A 20,796-nucleotide genomic window follows, 5' to 3' on the forward strand; every position below is an offset into this window, starting at 1 on the left:
GTGGCTGAGACCCAGGTGCACGAGTCCGCCGCCGCGCGCGCCGGCGACGGACCGCCGCCTGCCGACAGCGGGCACACCCACGACTCGCTGTTCAAGAACGCCTACTTCCTCATGCTCAGCACCGGCGTCTCGGCCGTCCTGGGGCTGGGCTTCTGGCTGGTGGCGGCCCGCTACTACTCCGAGGAGGCGGTCGGCCAGGGCTCGGCCGCCATCGCCGCGATGCGGCTGCTCGCCAGCATCACCGCGACCACGATGATCGGCGCCGTCGTCCGCTTCGTCCCGCGCGCCGGCCGGGACACCGGGCGGCTGGTGTGGGGCACCTACGTGGCCAGCTCGCTGGTCGTCGCGCTCGCCGCCGCCGTCTTCCTGCTCACCCTGGACGCGTGGGGCGCCTCCTACGCCCCGCTGGGCACGCCCCTGGCGGGCGCGGTGTTCGTCGCGGCGTGCGTGGCCTGGGCGCTGCTGACCCTCCAGGACGGCGTCCTCACCGGCCTGCGCAAGGCGGAGTGGGTGCCGGCGGGCAACGCGGTGTTCTCCGTCGGCAAGCTGGCCCTGCTTGCCGTCTTCGCCGGCACCCTGCCCGTGCTCGGCATCTTCGTCTCCTGGGCGGTGGCCATCGCCTTCTCCACGCTGCCCCTGGGCTGGCTGATCTTCCGCCGGCTCATCCCGCGGCAGGCCAGGGCCGACCGCGACAAGGACCCGCCGAAGCTGCGGGACATGGGCCGGTTCCTGGCCGGGGACTCCCTCGGCGCGCTGTTCAGCCTCGCCATGATCAACCTGCTGCCGGTGATGGTCGCGGTCCGCTTCAGCGCCGCCGAGAACGGCTACTTCTACGTGGCGTACACCGTCGGCGGCACGATGGAGTTCATGGCCATCAACATGGCCTCCTCGCTCACCGCGCACGCCTCGCACGATCCGCGCCGGCTCGCCGACGGCGTGCGGGGCGCCCTGCGCCGCATGACGCTGCTGCTGGTCCCGGTCGTGGCGGTCCTGGTCCTGTTCGCCCCGTACATCCTCACGCCGTTCAGCCCGGACTACGCCGAGCACGGCTCGACCGTGCTGCGGCTGCTCGCCCTCGGCGCACTGCCCCGGGTCGTGGTGGAGCTGTACATCGGCGTGCTGCGCGTCCAAGGGCGCACGGGCGTGCTCGCCGCACTCCAAGGGGCCATGTGTGCCCTGGTGCTGGGCAGTGCGGCCGTGCTCTTCACCCCGGCCGGGATCGCCGGCGCCGGCTGGGCGGTGCTGCTGAGCATGACGCTGATCGCCGTCGTGTCCGCCGCCGGGCTGCGTGCGGCCCTGCGCCCCGCCGCCGGCCCGCCCGCACCCCGCCTGCCCGCATCCCGCCCGCCCGCCGTCCCGGACCCGGACGAGCCCGCCTACGGCACGCGCTGGGCCAGGCTGAACGCCACCGCCGGGTACGGCACGACCTGGGCCCGCAGGGCCGCGTACCGGCCGGACGGCGACCAGGACACCGTCGCCCTCTTCATCGGGCGCCCCGGGTACGAGCGCGAGGCCCTCCAGGCGGACACGATGGCTCTCGTCGTGCGGCCGGAGGGCAGCGCCCGGCGCGGCCATGCGCCCGCGGAGCCCGCGGGAACGGGGCGTTCACCCGGCCCGGCGGACCGGCCCGCGGGAGCGGACCCGGGGGAGCGGCGGCTGCGCGGCGCCCTGTGGAGTCTGCTCGGCGTCGCCGTGATCTTCTTCTGTGCGCCGCTGCGCGACCTGCCCTGGCTCGCGCACCCCAGCGAAACGGCGCCGACCGGACGGCAGTTGCTGCACGGCCTGCCGCTGCCGTCGCTCACCGCGGGCGCCGTGCTGCTCGTGGTGTTCGCCGCCGCCGTCACCCTGCTCACCCGGCCCGGCCCGTGGCTGCCCGGCACCGCCCTGGCCGCCGTCCTGCTCGCCCTGCACACCGCACCGGTCGCCCTGGGGCGGCACCCGCGGCCGGTGGACGGGGCGGGGTACGAGAGGGCGGCCGGCTCGCTGGCGGACGTGCTCGGACTCGACGGGCCCGGGCCGCTGCTGCGCTGGGCGCCGCCGGTCTGCCTGCTGCTGTGCCTCGTGCCGCTGTGGCCGCTGCTCGCCCGGGCGGCCGGACGCCTGCCGTGGCAGGGGCGCTGGGGAGTGCTGTACCTCGTGGCGGTCGGCGGCTGGGTGTGGCGTGAGGCGCTCGCGCCCCTCGCGCCGCTCCTGCTCGCCGCCCTGTGCGTCCTCGCCGCCCTCGCCCCGCTCCCGCCGCTCCTGCGCCGGGCCGCGCCCGCGTGGGACCCCGTCCGCTTCATCCGCTCCGCGTCCCGCCGCACCGCGCACAGACCGCCGGCCGGCCGCCACGACTGATCACGCCAGAGCCGAACAGAGCCGAACCGCCAGGGGGGAACCACCGTGCGTCCGCCAGCCACTCCGAAGGAGAGATCCACGCCGGAACCCGCACCCGCACGGGCCGGCACGGGCATCCCGGACAGCCGTCCGGGAACCGCCGGGCAGGCGGCCGGCCCCGTCTCCCCGGAGTCGCCGGGCCCCGTCCACGAGCCCGTGACGGACCTGTCCGACCTGCCTCCCGCCCTGCCGGGGCGCGGGGCCCTCGGCCGGTCCGGCGTCCCGCTGCTCGTGGCGCTCGCGCTCTGGGCGTACGCCGTGCGGCACACCGACGTCTCCCGGCTCGACGACTACGGGCTGGTCAGCGCACTGCACCCGGCGTTCTGGGCCGGACTGGCGGTCCTCACGGCCGGGTTCTTCCTCACGGTCCGCGATCCGCGCCGCCCGGGGGCCTGGGCGGCGGCGTACGTGCTGGCGCTGCTGGTGATGGAGCGGGCCACCCAGGCCGTGCTCTACCCGACGCCGCTGTACGCCTGGGCGTGGAAACACGACGCGGTCATCGACCACCTGCTGACGGCGGGCGGCCTGCAGACGGCCGACCAGGTCGGCGACATGGCCGTCTACGACCAGTGGCCGGGCTTCTTCGCCGCCCAGGCCGCCCTGGTGCGGCTGCTGGGCGTGGAGTCGTCGACGCTGTTCATGGCCTGGTGGCCGCTGGTCTCCAGCCTGATGCTGCTGCTCCCGCTGCTGCTGATCTACCGCACCTTCACCCGGGACCGGCGGCTGATCTGGACCGCGGTCTGGCTGTTCTACGTCGCCAACTGGGTCGGGCAGGACTACTTCTCGCCCCAGTCGGTGGCCTACGCGCTGCACCTGGGGGTGCTGGCGGTGGTGCTGCGCCGCTTCGGCCGGACCCCGGCGGGCGGCGGACCGCGGCCCGCGGTGTGGACGGTGCTGGTCACCTTGCTGGTCACGGCCATCGTCATCTCCCACCAGCTCACCCCGGGCATGCTGGTCGTCTGCCTGCTCGCCCTGTGCCTCAGCCGCGGCCACCGCGACTGGGTCCCGCTCGCCACCACCGTCGTGATCTTCCTGGCCTGGTGCCTGACGGCCGCGCTGCCGTTCCTGTCCGCCGCGATGCCCGACATGATCCGCTCGGTCGGGGACGTCGGCGCCAACGTCGAGACCGGCTACGGCGCCACCCCGACGGGCACCGGGGCCGTCGCCACCTCCTGGGCGGCCCGGCTGCTGTCCGGCTCGGTGCTGCTGCTCGCGGCCTGCGGCGTGCTGCGCCGGCGGGCGCTGCGCCACCGGGCCCGGCCGCTGCTGCTGATCGCCGCGGCCCCGCTGCCGATGTTCGCGGCGAGCAGCTACGGCAGCGAGATGATCTTCCGCGTCCTGCTGTTCATGCTGCCCGGCGCCGCCTTCTTCGCCGCCGCGGCGATCCTGCCCGGGGCGCACCCCCCGTCCGCGGACGGCGGGTCCCGGGAGCCCGGCGACGCCCGGCCCGCCTCCCCGGGGACCCGTCGCCGGGCGGCCGCCACCTGGGTGCCCCTGGGGGCGCTCCTGGCCGGGACCCTGGCGTTCGTCCCCGCCTACTCGGGCAAGGACCGGATCAACTACTTCCCGCCGCAGGAGGTGTCCCTCGTGCAGGAGTTGTTCGACCGGGCGCCCGAGGGCTCCCTCGTCGTCGCCGCCAACCGCAACTACCCGCTGGCCTACGACTCCTACGGAAGCGTCGACCACTACTGGTTCCTCGACGACGCGCGCAGCCACGTCGACCGGATCGTCGCCCGGCCCGCCGCGACCCTCGCCACCGACATGGCCGGGGTGGAGCGGCCGGCCCGCGCCTACCTGCTGCTCACCCAGGGGCAGTACGCCAACTCCGAGATGAACGGGCAGCTCACGAAGGCGCAGCTGGACCGCATCCGGGACTCCGTCGCGGCCTCGCCGCGGTTCGAGCTCGTGGCGGAGAACGGCGCCGGGTGGCTCTACGCACTGAAGCAGTCAGGGGGAGCGCAGCGATGACACCGCGGGAACTCCTGGCCCGGACGGCGCCCCCGTTCGGGGGCTGGCTGGCCCTCGCCGCGCTCGCCCTGCCCGGCGGATCACCGCTGCGCGGCGCGGCCGTCGTGCTCTTCCTGGCGGCGGGACCGGGCGCCGCCCTGGTCCGGGTGTGCGCTCCCGCCCTGGCGGCCCACCCCGCCGAAGGCCCGGCCGCCGGCCGTGAGGCGACGTTCGCGCGCCGCTCCGACCTGCTGGAGCGGCTGATGCTGGCCCTGTTCGTGTCCGTCGCGGCCGTGATGCTCGTCGCGACCGTCCTGATCGCCACGCACACCTTCAGCGCGCAGCGCGTGCTGCTGACGCTGACCCTGCTCACCACCATCGCCGCGTTCTGTCCGCCGCTGCGCGCCTCCCCGCGGGCGCGGACGACGCCGACGACACCGGAGGGTACCGCCCAGTGAGGTTCGACCGTCCCCGCCCCTTCCTCCGCCGCGGCCCGGACCGGGCCGGGCAGCACCGCCCGGAGCGCTCCACCGGGCGGCGCCCCGGCGGGCCGTTCGCCTCGAAGCGGCGCCGGCTCCTGCTCACGTCCGCGACGGTGGTGAGCGCCGTCCTGGTCGCCGTCCTGGCGCTGCGCAACGCGTCGGGTCCGGAGCCGGGAGCCACCGGTTCCCGGGCCGACTGCCGTCCGACGGCCCTGCTGGAGCCGCCCTGCGGGGCCTGGTTCGGCGCGTTCGTGCCGCACGAGCGGGACGACCTGCCGGAGAAGGTCGCCGCCTACGAGCGCCGCGTGGGCCGCAAGCTCGACATCGTGTACACGTACCACGACATGTCGCTGCCCGAGGGGGCCCGCCGCGAGGGCCAATTACTCACCCCGGAGGAGCGGCAGGTCGGCCGGGACCGCATGCTGCTGCTGTCCTGGGAGAGCAAGTGGTGGGGCGGCACGAGGAGGCAGCAGCCGACGTGGAGGCAGATCGCCGCCGGGGAACTGGACGAGCGGGTCATCGACGTCCAGGCCCGGCGCGTCAAGGACTACGGCAGGAAGGTGTTCCTCTCCTTCGACCTGGAGATGGACACCCGCACCCCCGCCAACGGCACCCCGGCGGAGTTCGTGCGCGCCTGGCGGCACATCCACGACCGGTTCCGGGACCTGGGCGTCCGCAACGTGGTGTGGACGTGGATCACCACCGGCTACCTCGACCACGCCGACACGATGAAGGCGATGTACCCGGGCGACGACTACGTCGACTGGGTCGGCTACAACCAGTACAACTACTACCGCTGCCACGACACCGGCTGGCGCAGCTTCGCCCGGACCCAGGACGCCACGCACGCGTGGATCCGCGAGCACATCTCCGGCGACAAGCCGCTGATGCTCTCCGAGTTCGGCACCGCCGCCGACACGGACCGCCCGGACCGGCAGGCCGAGTGGTACGCGCAGGTGCCCTCCGTGCTGAAGCGACTGGACGGCGTCAAGGCGGCCCTGCAGTGGAACTACCGCGACCCGGGGCCCCACTGCGACCTCGCCCTGGCCAATGACGCGGCCTGGGACAGCCTGCGCACCGCGGTCGCGGACCCGTACCTCAACCAGCCGCTCGGGTAGCCGGCGCCCCGGCGGCGATCGGCTACCGCACCACGACGCTGTCCCCGGACGACGTGGACGGCCCGGTGGTGGTGTTGCCGTAGTACGCCCAGCGCCAGGTACCCGTCGCGGAGGCCTTCACGGTCGTCCTGAGCTCACCCGAGCCGTTGGCGGTCACCTTCTTCACCGTGCTGTAGGAGGCGGTGCCGGCCGGCTTGAACTGCAGGCTGACCAGGCGGCCCCCGTAGGAGGCGTACTTCCTGGTCTGCCAGTCGGCCCGCGTGACCTTCCCGGTGACCGTGAGGGTCCGGCCCTTGTCCACCGGCTCGGGCGAGGCGTTGACGGTCAGTCGGGAGTTGCGCTTGACCTCGACCGTCAGGTCCTCGTGGTCGGTGTCACCGCCGTCCCCGTCGAAGTGCACCCGGGCCGCGACCTTCCACACCCCGGCCTCGCTGTTGCGCATGTCCCACACGCTCGGGTCGAAGTACATCGTCTCGTCGAAGTCGCAGACGCCCGCGCTCACCCTGTGGCAGTCGCTGGTCTCGATGGCGTGCCACAGCTCGTCCCCGTTGTCGCGGTAGAGGTACACCGCCGGGTACTCCCACGCCCGGGTGGTCGCCATCCGGAAGGAGGCGGGCACCGCGACCTCCTTCGACGTCCCGATCACGATCGGCTTGCCGTCGTTCACCTGGACACGGGTGAACGCGACGCCACCCTCGGCCGCCCCGGCCGGCACCGCGGCCACGGCCGTGAACACCGCCGCGGCACCGCCGGCCACGGCGACTCTCCAGACCTGCTTCCCCACCTGATCCCCGATCTCCGTACGGAAAGGCGCCGGAGGCTCGTCCTCCGGCGCCTTACAGACGGCCGGCACCCCCGCGGGGTTGTACACCCGCACATCACGATGAGGCCTCGGTCAGCCCGCGAACTCCGGACCGCGCACCGCCGCCCGGGCCCGCCGGTACCAGCGCCAGGCGATCGTCCTCGGCCCGTCCCGGTACGGGGCGATCCGCGCACCCGACCCCGCCAGCCAGCCCTCCACGTCGGCCAGGGTGTGGGAGCGCCGGACGATGAGCCGTGCGATGCGGTGGGTCTCGTCGCGCTCGGAGCTGAGCGCGTGCCGGACGGCGGTCGCCGTCTCGTAGCCCGCCCGGGCCGACATGGCCCGTACGCGCGGGCTGTTGTAGCCGTGCGGATAGGCGAGGTGGCGCACCTCGTGCCCGAGGGCGTCCTCCAGCACCGCCTTGGACGTGCGCAGTTCGTAGGCCAGGTCCTTCGCGGACAGGGTGTCGAGCTGGGCGTGCGTGACGGTGTGACTGCCGATCTCCATGCCGGAACGTTCCAGCTCCACTGCCCGGTCCAGGGTCATCATCGCGGCGGGCGGCAGCAGACTGCGGCCGCCCGGGGTGAGGGCGCCGGTGGTCAGGTAGGCGGTGGCGGGCAGGTCCCGCCGGGCCAGCGCCTCGGCGGTGGGGCCGGGCAGGTCGGCGAACCCGTCGTCGAAGGTGAGCAGCACGGGCCGCGGCGGCAGCGGTGCCCGCCCGGCCAGGTGGTCGGCGAGCACGCTGATCGTGACGGGCGTGCGCCCGCTGCGCACGACCGCGTCCAGATGCGCGGCGAACTGCTTCGGCGTCACCGTGAACTCGGCGATCCAGTCCGGCGGATCGTCGCGGACGCAGTGGTAGAGGAACACCGGGACGACCGCGCGGCCCCCCGTCCCGTCCGCCGTGCCGTCCCCCGTCCCGTCCCGTGTGCCGTCCGCCGTACCGTCCCCCGTGCCCGGTCCCGTCCGGTCCCCGCCGCCCGTCCTCATCTCGCCCCCCGCGCCGCCGCCCGCAGCGCCCGCCGCGCCCTGAGGTAGCCGACCGGGCCGTAGAGCATGCCCCGGCGCTGCAACCGGGACAGCCGTCGCGGCCAGGGGTGGGTCCGCACGTCGTGGTCGCCCGGTGTGCCCCCGCCCGGCGTCTCACGGACGGCCGTCAGCGCGCGGGCGTGGGCGAGGCCGCGCGGCAGCCGCGCGAGGAACGCCGGCAGCAGCCCGGGCCGGTTCACCAGGACCGCCGTGAGGTAGGCGGTGAGCCCGGCCCCGTAGCCGTAGGCCTGGGTCTCCAGGTCCCGCCAGGTCTCCCGGTGGTGGTGCCAGACCAGGGCGTACGGCGTGTAGTGCAGCCGGTGGCCCTGGGCCAGGACGCGGACGAAGCCGTACAGGTCGTCCCCGCCCCGGGCGGCCGTCCCCGCCCCGGTGGCCGGGTCGAAACCGCCCACCTCGCGCAGCACCCGGGTCCGGAACGCCATGTTGGCGCCGGAGCCGAACCGCCCCGCCGTGAACGGGAACAGCGGCTCGTCGCCCGGGGGCCTCGCCGGGTCGTACGTCCTCGGGGTGAATCCCTTGGCGAAGCCGCCGTGGCTCTCCAGCAGCACCTGGGCCGGGGTGGTGAGCCGCGCGGGCAGGATCAGGCCGGTGGCGCAGCCGAGCCGGGCGTCCGCGGAGAACGGCGCGGTCAGCTCGGTCAGCCAGCGCGGGTCGGCGACCACGTCGTCGTCGGTGAAGGCCACCACCTCGCCCGTCACGGCGGCCAGCCCCGCGTTGTGCGCGGCTGCGAGCCCCGGAACGGGCTCGCAGACGTACCGCACGCGCTCGGCGTACTTCCGCTCGATCAGCTCCCGCGTCCCGTCCGTCACGGGCGCGTTGTCGACGACGACGATCTCGAAGCGCGGGTGGTCCTGCGCCAGCAGGGAGTCCAGCGCCCTGGCCAGGTGCCCGGTGCGTTCCCGCGTGGCCACCACGACGCTCGTGGACGGCGGCGCCCCGAGCCGCTCCGGCTCCTCGCCGGGTGCCGCCGCGCACTCCACCGCCGCCCGGGCCGCCAGCACGGCCTTCGGGTCCGCCCCCTCGGGTACCCGTGCGAGCAGCGTGCCCACGGGCCTGCCGCCCTTGCGCACCAGCACGAACACCTCGCCGGACGTCACCGGCGCACTGCCCGGACCCGGGACGAGCACCGCCTCCTCGGCACCCAGGTCCAGCTCGGCGACCTGCACCGCCCCGACGGCCAGGAACCGCCGTATCTCTACCCGCGCACGTGCCGTACGGGCCATGCGCCCTCCCCCCCACTCGTGTCAGGTACGGCGCAGCCGGGCCGCGCCCTTCAGGGTCCGTGCCGCCAGTGCCGCCAGCCGCGGCCGGGCGCGGACGAAGCCGTGCGCGCGGCGTACCGGCTCACGGCGCAGCCAGTGCAGTGCCGCGCCCGCCCCCGGCCGCAGCACCGCGCCCTCGTACACGGGCAGTTCGCCCGTCTTCAGTGCGTCCTTGTACTCGGCGGCGCCCCGCCCCAGGTCGAGGGTGGTGACGCCCTCGGCCGCCGCCGCCTCGGCCATGCGCAGATGCAGCACCAGACCGGGCGAGAACCTGGCGAACTCCGGGTCGTAGGCCGGGAACCAGCAGGCCAGGACCGAGGCCGAACGCAGTCCGAAGTGCGCCGCGACGGGCCGCTCACCGGCGTACAGCACGGACAGCGTGCCGCTGCACTGCGCGGCCCGGGTCCGGGCCAGCTGCCCGACGAGCCGGGTGATCCACTCCTGTGCGAACCGGTCCCGGCGGCCGGTCCTGCGGTACTGCGCCGACTTCCACTCCATGAGCGTGCGCAGCGCGGCCGGGTCGCGTTCGTCGAACACGAACCGCAGGGCGCCCACCTGCCGGCCCAGCCGGCGCTCCTTGGCCAGGGTCGTCTTGAGGAACTTCGGCGACTGGCCGCGCAGCACCGACTCGTAGGTCTCGTAGCCCTTCTCCACGTCGATGACGAACGTGGCGTGCTCCTCGGCCGCGTGCCCGACGAACAGCCGCTGCCCCGCCTCCAGGTTGTCGAAGGCGAAACTCGACAGCGAGCAGGCCCGCAGCAGTTCGCCCGTCTCCAGTGCCAGACCCGGCCGCAGGACGGCGCCCTGGGCGTCGGAGACACCGAGCCCGATGGCCCGGCCCTGCCCCAACGGGCCCCGCTCGTACGGCAGGAAGCCGACCGGTTCGGCCCCGTCCCGCACCACGGCGACGCGGGCCTGTGGCCTCACCCGGCCGACGGCCTCGGTGAACTCCGGTTCCATGAAGGGGTTGCGCGGCGCCCCCGATGCGGCGCGCAGCGCACGCCAGCGCTCCCGTTCCTCTTCACCGAGCTCCCCGGGCCCGGCCACACGAATGCGTCCACTGCTCAACCCGACCCCCCGATCAAGTCCCCCCTGGACACAGGGAAGGTACCGCCCGGGACGGTCCCTCGGGTAGGTAGCGGAGCAAGTTGTTGCCAACCGGTGCAGAGGCCCTCAACCGGGCAATCGGCGTCCGCCGCGCGATGAAACGAAGGGGCCCGCTGTCCGTATTCTCTGATCATGGCCGCACCCCTCGCGTATTCACTCATCGCCACTGATCTGGACGGGACGTTGCTGCGCGGCGACGACACCCTGTCCGACCGGTCTCTCGCCGTGCTCGCGCGGGTGGCGGACGCCGGCGCCCAGCACCTCGTGGTGACGGGCCGCCCGGCGCCGAGAGTGCGGCCGCTCCTGGACGACCTGCGCTGCACGGGGCTCGCGGTGTGCGGGCAGGGCGCGCAGGTGTACGACGCCGGCGCGGACCGGCTGCTGTGGTCCATCACGCTGGACCGGGAACTCGCGGAGACGGCCCTCGGCAAGATCGAGGCCGAAGTGGGTCAGGTGTACGCGGCGGTCGACCAGGACGGCGTGGACGGCCTGACGCTGATCGAGCCGGGCTACCTCATGCCGCACCCGACCCTGCCCGCCGTGCGGGTCGACCGGCGCGACGACCTGTGGGGCGAGCCGATCAGCAAGGTGCTGCTGCGCCATCCCTACCTGTCGGACGACGAACTGGCGGCGACGGCCCGGTCGGTGGTCGGCTCACTGGCGACGGTGACGATGTCCGGGCCGGGCACGGTGGAGTTGCAGCCGTGCGGGGTGACCAAGGCGACGGGGCTGGCGCTGGCCGCCGAGCACCTGGGGCTGCGGCCCGCGGACACCCTGGCCTTCGGTGACATGCCCAACGACATCCCGATGTTCGACTGGGCCGCCCGCGGGGTGGCGATGGCCAACGCCCATCCCGAGCTGAAGGCGGTGGCCGACGAGGTCACCGCGTCGAACGAGGACGACGGCATCGCCGTCGTCCTCGAGCGACTGCTGGACGAGGCGGCTCAGTACGGGCCGTTGACGTTGTCGATCGAGCCGTAGCGGTCGGCCGCGTAGTTGCAGGCCGCCGTGATGTTGGCGACCGGGTCGTACGGGTCGAAGGGGGTGCCGTCCACGTGGTACGCGGCGAAGGTCGGGTCGATGACCTGGAGCAGGCCCTTGGACGGGGTGCCCGCGACCGCGTTCGAGTCCCAGTTGTTGATCGCCAGGGGGTTGCCGGACGACTCGCGCATGATGTTGCGGTGGATGCCGTCGTAGGAGCCCGGGATCCCCTTCTGCGCCATGATGTCCAGCGCCTCGCGGATCCAGCCGTCCAGGTTGTCCGCGTAGGTCTTCGTCGAGGCCTGGGTGGCCTGGGCGACGCCGCCGGCGGGCTTCGCGGCCGGCTGGGCGGCGGGCTTCGCGGCCGACTCGGCCGGGGCCGGCGACGTGGTCGCCTTCTTCTCCGGGGCGGCGGCCTCGGCGCCCTTCACCTTCAGCTTCAGACCGGGGTGGATCAGCTTCGGGTTGTCGCCGACGGCGGCGCGGTTGTCCTTGTACAGCTGCTTCCAGCCGCCCTGGACGTCGTACGTGTCGGCGATGCGGTAGAGCGTGTCGCCCTTGGTCACGGTGTACGTGAGCGACTTCGCGGGCTGGGCGGCCTGCGGCAGGACGTGCGCGGCGGGCGCGCTCTGCGGCTCGGCGGCGACGGCGTGGGCCGCGCCGAGGAGCGGGAGGGCCAGGGCCGCCCCGCCGGTGCCGGCTGCGACGACACCACGGGTGATCGGGTTCCTTCGGGGGCGACGGTGCGTGCCTCGTCCGGGCATGGCGATGTTCCTCTCCGGCGCCTGCGAGGTGAGCTGTCGGGTTCGGGCCGGGAGGTGCCCGGCCGCGTACGGCACCGTGTGCCGTGCGCGGCTTCACCCCGAGCCGTTCCGCTGTGCGGACCGGCGACTTACCTGGGTCCCCCGCTCCTGCCCTGCGTGAGTGATCGGTTGATGGGTGTCCGGGCGGTGGCAGGATTCGGCGTCCGCCGGACAGGGCCGGAACGTATGCGAGAGCACATGTCGGGAACAAGCACGGGAGTCACATATGACGCTTGTTGACCTTGGTCGACCGGTATGGGGCACCTTGATCCTTTGCGTTCGCCAAGGCTCAACTCGCTTTCCCGGTGCGGCCGTACGTGTCGCCTTCCAAGGTCGGGCGTGAAAGGGTGGGGGTGACCCAACTCACTGATCACGTCTCGTGGAGCAAATTCCGCAAACAAGGATTTGCATACTCAGAAGGGCAAATCCGGCATGAGCCGCTTGCTCCGGGTAAGTCGATAAATGTCTGTTCTTATGACCTGATCGAAAACATCGCGGTCCTGATCGGATACCACCCGGCCTGTAACCATGGGCGCTGGCGGTGATCGAAACGTGACCGGATACGCTGACTCGAGTGAGGGCAGCGACCTATCGACAATCCGCGTAAGCACCGCCAGACACCAGCAGACAGGAGACCCCTCGTGACCGACGTCGGGCCGTTCGGGCTGAGCGTGCGGGACCAGGCTCTGGAAGCCGATGTCCAGGCCGGACTGACGGCTGTCGAGGAAGGCTTGCTCGAGGCCACCAAGAGCGAGGTGCCCTTCATCACGGAGGCCGCCCAGCACCTGGTGCGCGCCGGCGGCAAGCGGTTCAGGCCGCTGCTGGTGATGCTCGCCGCCCAGTTCGGCGACCGGCACGCGCCGGGCATCGTGCCCTCGGCGGTCGTCGTCGAGCTCACCCACCTCGCCACGCTGTACCACGACGACGTGATGGACGAGGCCGCCGTGCGCCGCGGCGTCGAGAGCGCGAACACCCGCTGGGGCAACTCCGTCGCGGTCCTCACCGGCGACTTCCTCTTCGCCCGCGCCTCGCACATCCTGGCCGATCTCGGCCCGGAGGCCGTGCGGGTGCAGGCCGAGGCGTTCGAACGGCTGGTGACCGGGCAGATCCTGGAGACCGCCGGACCGCAGGACGGCCGCGACCCCGTCGAGCACTACCTCGACGTGCTGGGCGGCAAGACCGGCTCCCTGATCGCCGTGTCCTGCCGCTTCGGCGCGATGATGTCCGGCGCCGACGAGACGGTCGTGCACGTGCTGACGCAGTACGGCGAGCGGCTCGGCGTCGCCTTCCAGCTCGCGGACGACGTCCTGGACATCGCCTCCGACTCCCACGAGTCCGGCAAGACCCCCGGCACCGACCTGCGCGAGGGCATCCCCACCCTGCCGGTGCTCCGGCTGCGCGAGCGGGCCGCCCGGCTCGGCCTCGCCGAGGACGTCGCCCTGTGCGAGCTGCTCGACTCCGACCTCACCGATGACGCCCGGCACGCCGAGGCCCTGCGGCTGCTGCGCGCCCACCCGGCGCTGGAGCAGGCCCGCCAGGACACCGTCCGCTACGCCCAGGACGCCCGTTCGGCGCTGGCGCCGCTGCCCGAGTGCGCCGCGAAGACGGCGCTGCTGGAGCTGTGCGACGCCGTGGTGCACCGCGCCGGTTAGCCCCGCCTCCCCCCGACCCCTACGGGTCGGGGGAGAAGCCGCCCCCGCGTGTCATACCCCAGCAGTACGCGGAGTTGAGCCCGCGGTCTGACGTATCCGCCCGGCCGATTTGGTCAGATGGGAACCACGGAAGACACCACTCCTCACCTGTTCGGGTGAGAACGGCGGCTCACGGACGAGTGCGTGGACGACACGGACGGCCGCCGCCGACCATGGAGGTAGGGCACACATGGCACCGTACGCATCCGACGACAGCACGACCGGCGGGGAGGCCGACGAGCGGCAGTCCCGGCGGCGCAAGGCCGCCCGCTACGTCGTCCCGGTCACCGTGATCGGGGTGGCGGCCGCGACGATCGGCCTGGTCCCGGCGCTCGCCGACTCCGGCGACCCCGACCTTCCGGAGATCACCGCCCAGCAGCTCGTCGAGAAGATCGCGAAGTCGGACGTCGAGCAGCTGTCCGGCACGGTGAAGATCACCACGGACCTCGGTCTGCCGAACCTCGGCGGCCTGGAGTCCGGTCTGCTCTCCGGCGCCGCGGGCGGCGGCGACGGCTCCTCCGCCGACCCGACCACCAAGCTCACCGAACTGGCCTCCGGCACGCACACCCTGCGCGTCGCCGCCGACGGCCCGGACCGGCAGAAGCTGTCCCTGGTGGAGAACGCCGCCGAGTACAGCGTCATCCACAACGGCAAGGACGTCTGGGCCTACGACGGCACGTCCGGCGAGGTCTACCACGGCACCGGTCCGCAGAGCCCGAAGGCGGAGAAGCAGCAACCGCCCGCCACGCCCAAGGACTTCGCCGAGGAGGTGCTGAAGGCCGTCGACGACACCACCTCCGTCACGGTGGACGGCACCGCGCGGGTCGCCGGCCGCGACGCCTACAAGCTGCTCGTCGAGCCGAAGCAGTCCGGTTCGACGATCGGAGCCGTCACCGTGGCGGTGGACGCGAAGACCGGCATGCCGCTGAAGTTCACCCTGGTTCCCGCGAGCGGCGGTTCGGCCGTCGTGGACGCCGGCTTCACCAAGGTCGACTTCTCCAGGCCGGCCGCCTCCACCTTCGACTTCACCCCGCCCAAGGGTGCGAAGGTCACCGAGGAGAAGGACGCCGGCAAGGAGTTCGGCAAGGCCGCCGAGGAGCACGCCCGCAAGGGCGGGCACGCCCCGGAGCCCGGGAAGGACCTCGGCGAGGGCCCCGACGGCATGAAGACCATCGGCGAGGGCTGGAACGCCATCGCCACCTTCGACACCGGCGGCGAGGGCGTGCCCTCCGGCGCGGGGGCGGGCGGCGGCGCCCTCGGTGACTTCGTCGACTCGCTCGGCGACAAGGTGACCGGCAGGTTCGGCTCGGGCACGGTCTTCTCGACCCGCCTGGTCAACGCCCTCGTCACCGACGACGGCCGGCTCTACGTCGGCGCGGTCACCAAGGATGCGCTCGTGAAGGCGGCCGACGCGGGGAAGTGACCCACCGGCGCGCCGGGGGAGCGGGAGCACCAGGCCGCGCCCCCGGCGCTCACTTCTCGTACAGGAACCGCGCGGGCGGAGCCTCCTGGGCGAAGAACGTCTTGGCCCGGGCCAGCGCCTCGGTGTCGGCGAGCACGTCACCGGGCTTGCTGCCGTTGCCGAGCAGCACCCCGCCGAACCGCATCCCCATGTACGCGGCCGAGTTGTGCAGCGTCCCGATCAGCGGGTCGGCCACCACCTGCTCCTCGTGCGCGAGGGCGGTGACGCCCCACAGCGTCCGTCCGGCCAGGGTCTCCTTGAAGTCCAGGCCGGGCGTGCGCAGCCAGCCGGACCAGTAGTCCAGGTAGCGCTTGGTCTGCGCGGAGACCGAGTACCAGTACAGGGGCGACACGATCACGATGTCGGTCGCCCCGAGCGTGGCGTCGAGCAGCAGCGCCACATTGCCCTCGGTCGGGCGGACGTGGTCGCTGTCGTGCCGCAGGTCCTCGAAGTCCGGCACCGGATGGGCGGTCAGGTCGAGCCACTGCTGTTCGGCGTCGGCCGGCAGCTGCTCGGCGGCCCGGCGGGCCAGCAGCTCGGAGTTCCCGTCGGAGCGGGCGCTGCCCAGGACGAAAAGGAAGCGGCGGGTCATGGCTGTTCCCCCTGAATGATGGGCGTCGGTCAATTACAGGCGCTTGCATCATATGCGCACGCAAGTAAATCCGCCAGGGTCCCGTCCGCCGGGGCCGGCTCGGCGACGGGCCCGGGCCTCCGCCTCCCGCGCCACGGCCAGCAGCAGCGCCTCCCGCCCGTGCGGTGCCACCAGCTGCAGCCCGGCCGGGCAGCCGTCGCCGCCGAACCCGGCCGGCAGGCTCAGCGCCGGATGCCCGCTGAGGTTGAACGCCCAGGTGAGGGAGGTGGAGTAGCGGTCACCGGGGCCTTCGTGGCCGTGCGGTGCCGTGGGGGCGGTGGGGGTGAGCAGCAGCTGTGCGCCGTCGAACAGCTCCGCCAGCCGCCGGTCGTTCCGTGCCCGCACGCGGTGGGCCCCGTCCGCCCCGGGCCCCGGACCACCCGCCGCCCGCCCGGCCCCCGCCGCCCGCAACGCGAGCCACGCCGGCCCCGGGTCGGCGAGCTCCACCGGCACGCGCGGCCGTACGAGCCGGACCACCCCGGCCGCCACGAGCCGCTCCACCGCGGCCCGGGCCAGCGCCACCGGCTCCGGGTCGGGCGCGGCGAAACCCAGGCCGGAAGACCAGACGGCGGTGACGGGCAGCGCCACCGCGGGCGACGGCGGCTCCCCCGACACCACCCGCCACCACAGCTCCGCGTCCCGCGCCGACCGGGCGAGCACGCCGGGGGCGGCGAGCCCCGTACGGTCGGCGGAGGGCAGTCGTCCGTTCGTCGCCTTCAGCCCGAGCACCCCGCACCACGCCGCCGGGATCCGCACCGACCCGGCCCCGTCCGCGCCGGTCGCCAGCGGCACGAGACCGGCCGCCACCGCCGCGGCGGCCCCGGCCGAGGAACCTCCCGGCGTCCGGTCGGCCCGCCACGGATTCACCGTCCGCCCCCGGGCCCCGAGCCCCCAGGTCTGCCACGCCGTCCCCGGCCCGGGCACGGAGGTCGCGCCCACGACCACGCACCCGGCCTCGACCAAAGCCCCCGCGGCACGCAGTCCGTGACGGCCCTTCACGGCGACGGGGACGCCCGCGAGGGGGAGGGGCCGTCCGCCCGGGGCGCCGCCCTCGTCCAGCAGCGCGTCCACCTCCGCCGCCCGGCGCAGTGCCTCCTCGGGCCACACCTCCAGGAACGCGCACAGATCCGGATCGGCCCGTGCGATCCGGCGCAGCGCCGCCGCGGCCACGTCGGTGGCGCGCAGGCGCCGGGCGTGTACGGCCGCCGCGATCCGGGTGGCGGACAGCCCGGTGTCCGTCAGCGCGCCGCCCCGGTCAGGCGGGCCAGGGCCTCGGTCTCGCGGGGCGGTCCGCCGGGCTCGCCGAGCCGCCAGGCCGTCACCCACGGCACGCGGTACACGTCGATCACCGACTCCAGGGATCTGACGCGCTGGACGAGCGGGCGCGGCAGCCGGCCCGGGGCGTCGGCCACGAGCACGACGGCGTCGAGGTCGAGACCCGGCGGGGCCTGGCCGCGCCGGAAGGCCTCCACCGCCGCGGCGGCCGAGCCCAGACCGGCCGCGTGCGTCCGGGCGACCAGCAGCACCGAGCGCGGGGCGCCCGCCCCGGGCCAGGAGCGGCCGCTGTCGTACCCGCCGTAGACCGCGGCGAGGGTGGAGACGCCCGCGCCGCCGTGCGTGCCGACCCAGGAGAAGCTCCGCGGCGCGGCGCGGTCGTGCACCGGCTGCGGCGCTCCCGGCCCGGTCGCGGTCACCGGGCCGCGCAACCAGATCTCCGGCCCCTGTCGCCCTGTGGGCATGCCCCTCTCCTCCCTCGTGTGTTCGGTGCCCGCGCCCCGCGGAACGATCCCCTCCGGCAGGCGTTGTCCTTGGGACGAGCCTGTGACACCGCGGTGACGTGAGAAGCGTGGGCGAGCGGACACACTCGACAGTAGGTGTACGACGCCGAGTGAGGGGACGATGTCTCGACTCAGCCGCGAGAAGAAGCGGGAACACAAGCAGGCCGTGCGCGCGGCGGCCCCGGCGACGCCGATCGAGGTCCACGTCCCCCGGGCGGGGGCGGGCTCCCCGGCGGGTCCGGGCGGGGCGTCCGACGGCGCGTCGGTCGGCGGGGTCCCGGTCTTCGCGGCCCCCGGCGAGGAGATCCAGCGGGCCGTGCTCGACCGGCTCCACCACATCGCCCTGGCCACCGGTCATCCCGTGCTGGCCACGGTCGACGACGAGCGCATCGGCTACGTCGTCCCGCTGCGCGTGGACCCGGACGGCTCCAGCCACTTCACGGCCGAACCCGTCCCCAGGGCACCGGAGCGGCCGGGTCCCGTCCCCGGGGTGCCGGGGCGGCAGGCGTCTGTTTCCGGTGTGCCGGGGCGGCAGGGGTCTGGTTCCGGGGTGCCGGGGCGGCCGGGTCCTGTTCCCGGTGTGCCGGGGCGGCAGGCGTCTGGTTCCGAGGTGCCGGGGCGGCCGGGTCCTGTTCTCGGGGTGCCGGAGCGGCCGGCGTCTGAGCCCTTGGTGCCGGGGCGGCCGGCGTCTGGTCCTGGGGTGCCGGGGGCGCAGGCGTCTGAGCCCGGGGTGCCGGGGCGGCAGGGGTCTGTTTCCGGTGTGCCGGGGAGGCCGGGTCCTGTTTCCGGTGTGCCGGAGCGGCCGGGCCTCCTTTCCGGGGGCGCCGAGCCGCAAGGTGCCGCCGATGCGACCGCCGAGCGGCAGCCCGGGCGGGAGGACAGCGCGACCCACGTCCTGCGCGCCGCGCCGGAGCGGGGCGCCGCCCCGACCTTCCCGCTGCGGGCCGTGCCCGAGGCGCAGCCCGCCGGCGACTCCGTCCCGACCTTCGCCCTGCGCGCCGTACCGCAGGACGCGCCCCCGGCCCCGCCGTCGGCCCCCGGCACCGTCGCGCCCCCGACCGGCTCCTTCGGCCCGCCCCCGCCCATGGAGGCCAGGCCGCTGCCCGTCCCCGAGGACGCCCCGGCGCCGCGGCCCCAGCCGATGCCCGAAGCCGCCCTGCTGGCGGCCGATCCCGACCCCAAGCCCACCCCGCCGCGCGGGTTCGACGCCGTCGCGGAGGCCGTGCTCGGCGACGAGCCCCTCACCGCCCCGGGCGACCCGAACGCCCCCGCGGTGCTCGCGGAGCCGGTCGCGCGGATCAACGAGGCGGTGAAGGAGGGCCGGATCGACGCGGCCGCGGAACTGGCGGAGCAGACCGTCGCCCGGGCGTCCGGCACGCTCGGGCCGGAGCACCCCGAGGTGCTCCGGCTGCGCGAACTCGGTGCCTACATCTCGTACTTGGCGGGCGATCCGCTCCGGGCCTTCCGGATGTCGCTGGACCTGGCCGGTGCCCGGCGCCGCGCCGGTGACGCGGAGGGCGCCTACGGCAACGTGCGCAGCGCCGCGACCGCCTGGCGGGCGGTGCGCGACGCGGCGACCGGGCTGGAGCTGGGGCACGAACTGATCGCCCTGTGGACCGAACTCGCCGCCGAGGGCGGTGCGGCCGCCGAGGAGATCGAGGAACTGGAGTCGGCCCGTGCCCGCATGGGCCGACTCACCGCACGCGCCGGCGGCGCCTAGGCGGACCGGCCCGCGGCTGCTACTCGGACAGCTCCCACACCGCGTACGCGAGGGCGTCGCTGTTGCGGTTCAGGGCGGTGTCGTTGATGTTGGCGGTGGTGTCGCAGGAGGAGTGGTAGCACCGGTCGAAGGCCCGGCCCGCCGTACCGCCCCACTTCGCCGCCTGCGCCGACGTCATCGTCCGGCTCGCCCCGGTGAACAGCCCGCCCACCGGCACGCCCGCGCTCTTGAAGGGCGCGTGGTCGGAGCGGCCGTCGCCCTCGGTCTCGATCTCGGTGGGGACGCCGATGCCGGTGAAGTAGTCCTTGAAGGTCGTCTCGATCGCCGGGTCGTCGTCGTAGACGAAGTAGCCCGGGTTCGGGGAGCCGATCATGTCGAAGTTCAGGTAGGCGCTGATCCGTGAACGGTCGCCGGTGGTGAGCCGGTTGACGTAGTAGCGGGAGCCGACGAGGCCGAGCTCCTCGGCGCCCCACCAGGCGAACCGCAGGTGCTTGGTGGGCTTGTACTGGGCCCGGGCCACGGCGAGCGCGGTCTCCAGCACGGCGGCCGAGCCCGAACCGTTGTCGTTGATGCCGGGGCCGGAGGAGACGCTGTCGAGGTGCGAGCCGGCCATCACGACCTGACTCGTGTCACCGCCGGGCCAGTCGGCTATCAGGTTGTAGCCGGTGCGGCTGTTAGCGGTGAACTGCTGGATGGTGGTGGTGTACCCGGCCGCGTCCAGCTTGGCCTTCACGTAGTCCAGCGAGGCCTTGTAACCGGTCCGGCCGTGCGCCCGGTTGCCGCCGTTGGCGGTGGCTATGGACTGCAACTGGGACAGGTGCGTCTTGACGTTCGCCACCGGTATGTCCGGCGCGGCCGCCGCTCTGGAGGGAGCGGAGGACGCGGCGTCGGCCACGGCACCGCCGGTCAGGAGCATGGCTGTTGCCATGCCGCCCGCGGCGACGGTGCGCGCGGAAACGGAGAGCTTCATGTGGGGACTCCGGATTCCGTCGGGAAGCCGTGGGGTGTCCACGGGCAGCCCGGAGTGAATGGGGTGCCCAGATGGTGAAGCTGGGACTGACTTTCCGTCAAGACCGGTAATCGGCCACACGGTTGTGGCATCCGGTGCGCGTCACTGGACGCAGAACTCGTTCCCCTCCGGGTCCGCCATGAGCACCCACTCGCCGCCCTGCTCCGCCACCCTCCGCAGCACGCGCGCGCCCAGCCCCTCCAGCCGCGCGACCTCCTCCTCGCGCCGCCCGTGGCCCGGGTGCAGGTCGAGGTGGAGCCGGTTCTTGACCGTCTTGGCCTCCGGCACCCGCTGGAACAGCAGCCGCCGCCCCAGCCCGGTCCCGCTCTCCTCCTCGACCGGATCCCCGGGGTGGCGCACGGCGACCAGGTCCCGGAAGGCGCGGCGGCCGTGGAAGGACACCGTGGCGTCCTCGGGCAGGGCGCCGAAGCCGAGCAGCTTCTCGATGAGGGCGCTGTTGTCCTCGACCTCGTAGTGCAGGGCGGCGGCCCAGAAGTCGGCCTGCGCCTGCGGGTCCCCGGCGTCGATGACGACCTTGAAGTGGACGGGGGCCGGGGACTGCGGTGTCTGCGTCATG

The 20,796-nt window shown here is 74.1% G+C and carries 18 protein-coding genes and 1 riboswitch; of the genes, 8 read left to right on the forward strand and 10 right to left on the reverse strand.

From position 1 onward, the window contains the following. From ACZ6ZN_RS13460 to ACZ6ZN_RS13475, 4 genes are all read left to right on the forward strand, one after another. The gene (locus ACZ6ZN_RS13460; protein ID WP_469645892.1) at positions 1 to 2,337 is read left to right on the forward strand and encodes a lipopolysaccharide biosynthesis protein; all 2,337 of its coding nucleotides are present in this window, start codon (positions 1 to 3) and stop codon (positions 2,335 to 2,337) included. 195 nt (positions 2,338 to 2,532) lie between these two features. Further along, positions 2,533 to 4,344: a glycosyltransferase gene (locus ACZ6ZN_RS13465; RefSeq protein WP_469645895.1), complete on the forward strand. Its 1,812-nt coding sequence runs from the start codon at positions 2,533 to 2,535 to the stop codon at positions 4,342 to 4,344. Further along, positions 4,341 to 4,781, forward strand: a complete 441-nt coding sequence (locus tag ACZ6ZN_RS13470; protein ID WP_469645898.1) for a hypothetical protein — start codon at positions 4,341 to 4,343, stop codon at positions 4,779 to 4,781. Before ACZ6ZN_RS13465 ends, ACZ6ZN_RS13470 begins: the two co-directional genes overlap by 4 nt. Next, the gene (locus ACZ6ZN_RS13475) at positions 4,778 to 5,923 is read left to right on the forward strand and encodes a glycoside hydrolase family 26 protein (protein ID WP_469645902.1); all 1,146 of its coding nucleotides are present in this window, start codon (positions 4,778 to 4,780) and stop codon (positions 5,921 to 5,923) included. Before ACZ6ZN_RS13470 ends, ACZ6ZN_RS13475 begins: the two co-directional genes overlap by 4 nt. Positions 5,924 to 5,945: 22 nt before the next feature. Here ACZ6ZN_RS13475 and ACZ6ZN_RS13480 read toward each other — a convergent pair whose 3' ends face one another. The 4 genes from ACZ6ZN_RS13480 to ACZ6ZN_RS13495 all read right to left on the reverse strand — a co-directional run bounded on the left by ACZ6ZN_RS13480 (position 5,946) and on the right by ACZ6ZN_RS13495 (position 10,090). Next, positions 5,946 to 6,707: a hypothetical protein gene (locus ACZ6ZN_RS13480; RefSeq protein WP_469645905.1), complete on the reverse strand. Its 762-nt coding sequence runs from the start codon at positions 6,705 to 6,707 to the stop codon at positions 5,946 to 5,948. Positions 6,708 to 6,818: 111 nt separating this feature from the next. After that, entirely contained in the window at positions 6,819 to 7,595 is a 777-nt protein-coding gene (locus tag ACZ6ZN_RS13485) for a polysaccharide deacetylase family protein (RefSeq protein WP_469646889.1), read from the reverse strand. Between the two features lie 116 nt (positions 7,596 to 7,711). Continuing rightward, entirely contained in the window at positions 7,712 to 8,998 is a 1,287-nt protein-coding gene (locus ACZ6ZN_RS13490) for a glycosyltransferase family 2 protein (RefSeq protein ID WP_469645907.1), read from the reverse strand. Positions 8,999 to 9,019: 21 nt separating this feature from the next. Beyond that, a complete protein-coding gene (locus tag ACZ6ZN_RS13495) occupies positions 9,020 to 10,090 on the reverse strand; it encodes a GNAT family N-acetyltransferase (protein WP_469646891.1) in 1,071 nt (356 codons plus the stop codon). 186 nt (positions 10,091 to 10,276) lie between these two features. Between ACZ6ZN_RS13495 and ACZ6ZN_RS13500 the strand changes: the two genes are divergently transcribed. After that, entirely contained in the window at positions 10,277 to 11,125 is an 849-nt protein-coding gene (locus tag ACZ6ZN_RS13500; protein ID WP_398112073.1) for an HAD family hydrolase, read from the forward strand. Here the strand turns inward: ACZ6ZN_RS13500 and ACZ6ZN_RS13505 are convergent. Continuing rightward, positions 11,089 to 11,889, reverse strand: coding sequence for a transglycosylase SLT domain-containing protein (locus ACZ6ZN_RS13505; RefSeq protein ID WP_469645910.1), 801 nt, complete (start codon positions 11,887 to 11,889; stop codon positions 11,089 to 11,091). The two genes, ACZ6ZN_RS13500 and ACZ6ZN_RS13505, sit on opposite strands and share 37 nt — an antisense overlap. A 3-nt stretch (positions 11,890 to 11,892) precedes the next feature. Next, a riboswitch (cyclic di-AMP (ydaO/yuaA leader) is annotated at positions 11,893 to 12,062 on the reverse strand. 507 nt (positions 12,063 to 12,569) lie between these two features. Here ACZ6ZN_RS13505 and ACZ6ZN_RS13510 point away from each other — a divergent pair. Both ACZ6ZN_RS13510 and ACZ6ZN_RS13515 read left to right on the forward strand, forming a co-directional pair. Beyond that, positions 12,570 to 13,580 carry a polyprenyl synthetase family protein gene (locus ACZ6ZN_RS13510; RefSeq protein ID WP_398112071.1) on the forward strand — a complete coding sequence of 337 codons (1,011 nt, stop codon included), beginning with the start codon at positions 12,570 to 12,572 and terminating at the stop codon, positions 13,578 to 13,580. Positions 13,581 to 13,809: 229 nt separating this feature from the next. Then, a complete protein-coding gene (locus ACZ6ZN_RS13515) occupies positions 13,810 to 15,042 on the forward strand; it encodes a LolA family protein (protein WP_469645914.1) in 1,233 nt (410 codons plus the stop codon). 49 nt (positions 15,043 to 15,091) lie between these two features. Here the strand turns inward: ACZ6ZN_RS13515 and ACZ6ZN_RS13520 are convergent, their stop codons facing one another. From ACZ6ZN_RS13520 to ACZ6ZN_RS13530, 3 genes are all read right to left on the reverse strand, one after another. Further along, on the reverse strand, positions 15,092 to 15,673 hold the full coding sequence (locus tag ACZ6ZN_RS13520; RefSeq protein ID WP_398112069.1) for a flavodoxin family protein: 582 nt from the start codon (positions 15,671 to 15,673) through the stop codon (positions 15,092 to 15,094). Positions 15,674 to 15,721: 48 nt separating this feature from the next. Further along, positions 15,722 to 16,882: an amidase family protein gene (locus ACZ6ZN_RS13525; protein WP_469645916.1), complete on the reverse strand. Its 1,161-nt coding sequence runs from the start codon at positions 16,880 to 16,882 to the stop codon at positions 15,722 to 15,724. A 68-nt stretch (positions 16,883 to 16,950) separates the two neighbouring features. Beyond that, on the reverse strand, positions 16,951 to 17,451 hold the full coding sequence (locus ACZ6ZN_RS13530; protein WP_469645919.1) for a DUF6668 family protein: 501 nt from the start codon (positions 17,449 to 17,451) through the stop codon (positions 16,951 to 16,953). Positions 17,452 to 17,611: 160 nt separating this feature from the next. Here ACZ6ZN_RS13530 and ACZ6ZN_RS13535 point away from each other — a divergent pair, with 160 nt between their 5' ends. Continuing rightward, a complete protein-coding gene (locus tag ACZ6ZN_RS13535) occupies positions 17,612 to 19,210 on the forward strand; it encodes a tetratricopeptide repeat protein (RefSeq protein ID WP_469645922.1) in 1,599 nt (532 codons plus the stop codon). Positions 19,211 to 19,229: 19 nt separating this feature from the next. Here the strand turns inward: ACZ6ZN_RS13535 and ACZ6ZN_RS13540 are convergent, their stop codons facing one another. Beyond that, the gene (locus tag ACZ6ZN_RS13540) at positions 19,230 to 20,180 is read right to left on the reverse strand and encodes a M28 family metallopeptidase (protein ID WP_469645923.1); all 951 of its coding nucleotides are present in this window, start codon (positions 20,178 to 20,180) and stop codon (positions 19,230 to 19,232) included. 141 nt (positions 20,181 to 20,321) lie between these two features. Next, positions 20,322 to 20,795, reverse strand: a complete 474-nt coding sequence (locus tag ACZ6ZN_RS13545; RefSeq protein WP_398112064.1) for a VOC family protein — start codon at positions 20,793 to 20,795, stop codon at positions 20,322 to 20,324. Position 20,796 lies beyond the last annotated feature (1 nt).

The organism is Streptomyces sp. NPDC053665 (assembly GCF_055585285.1).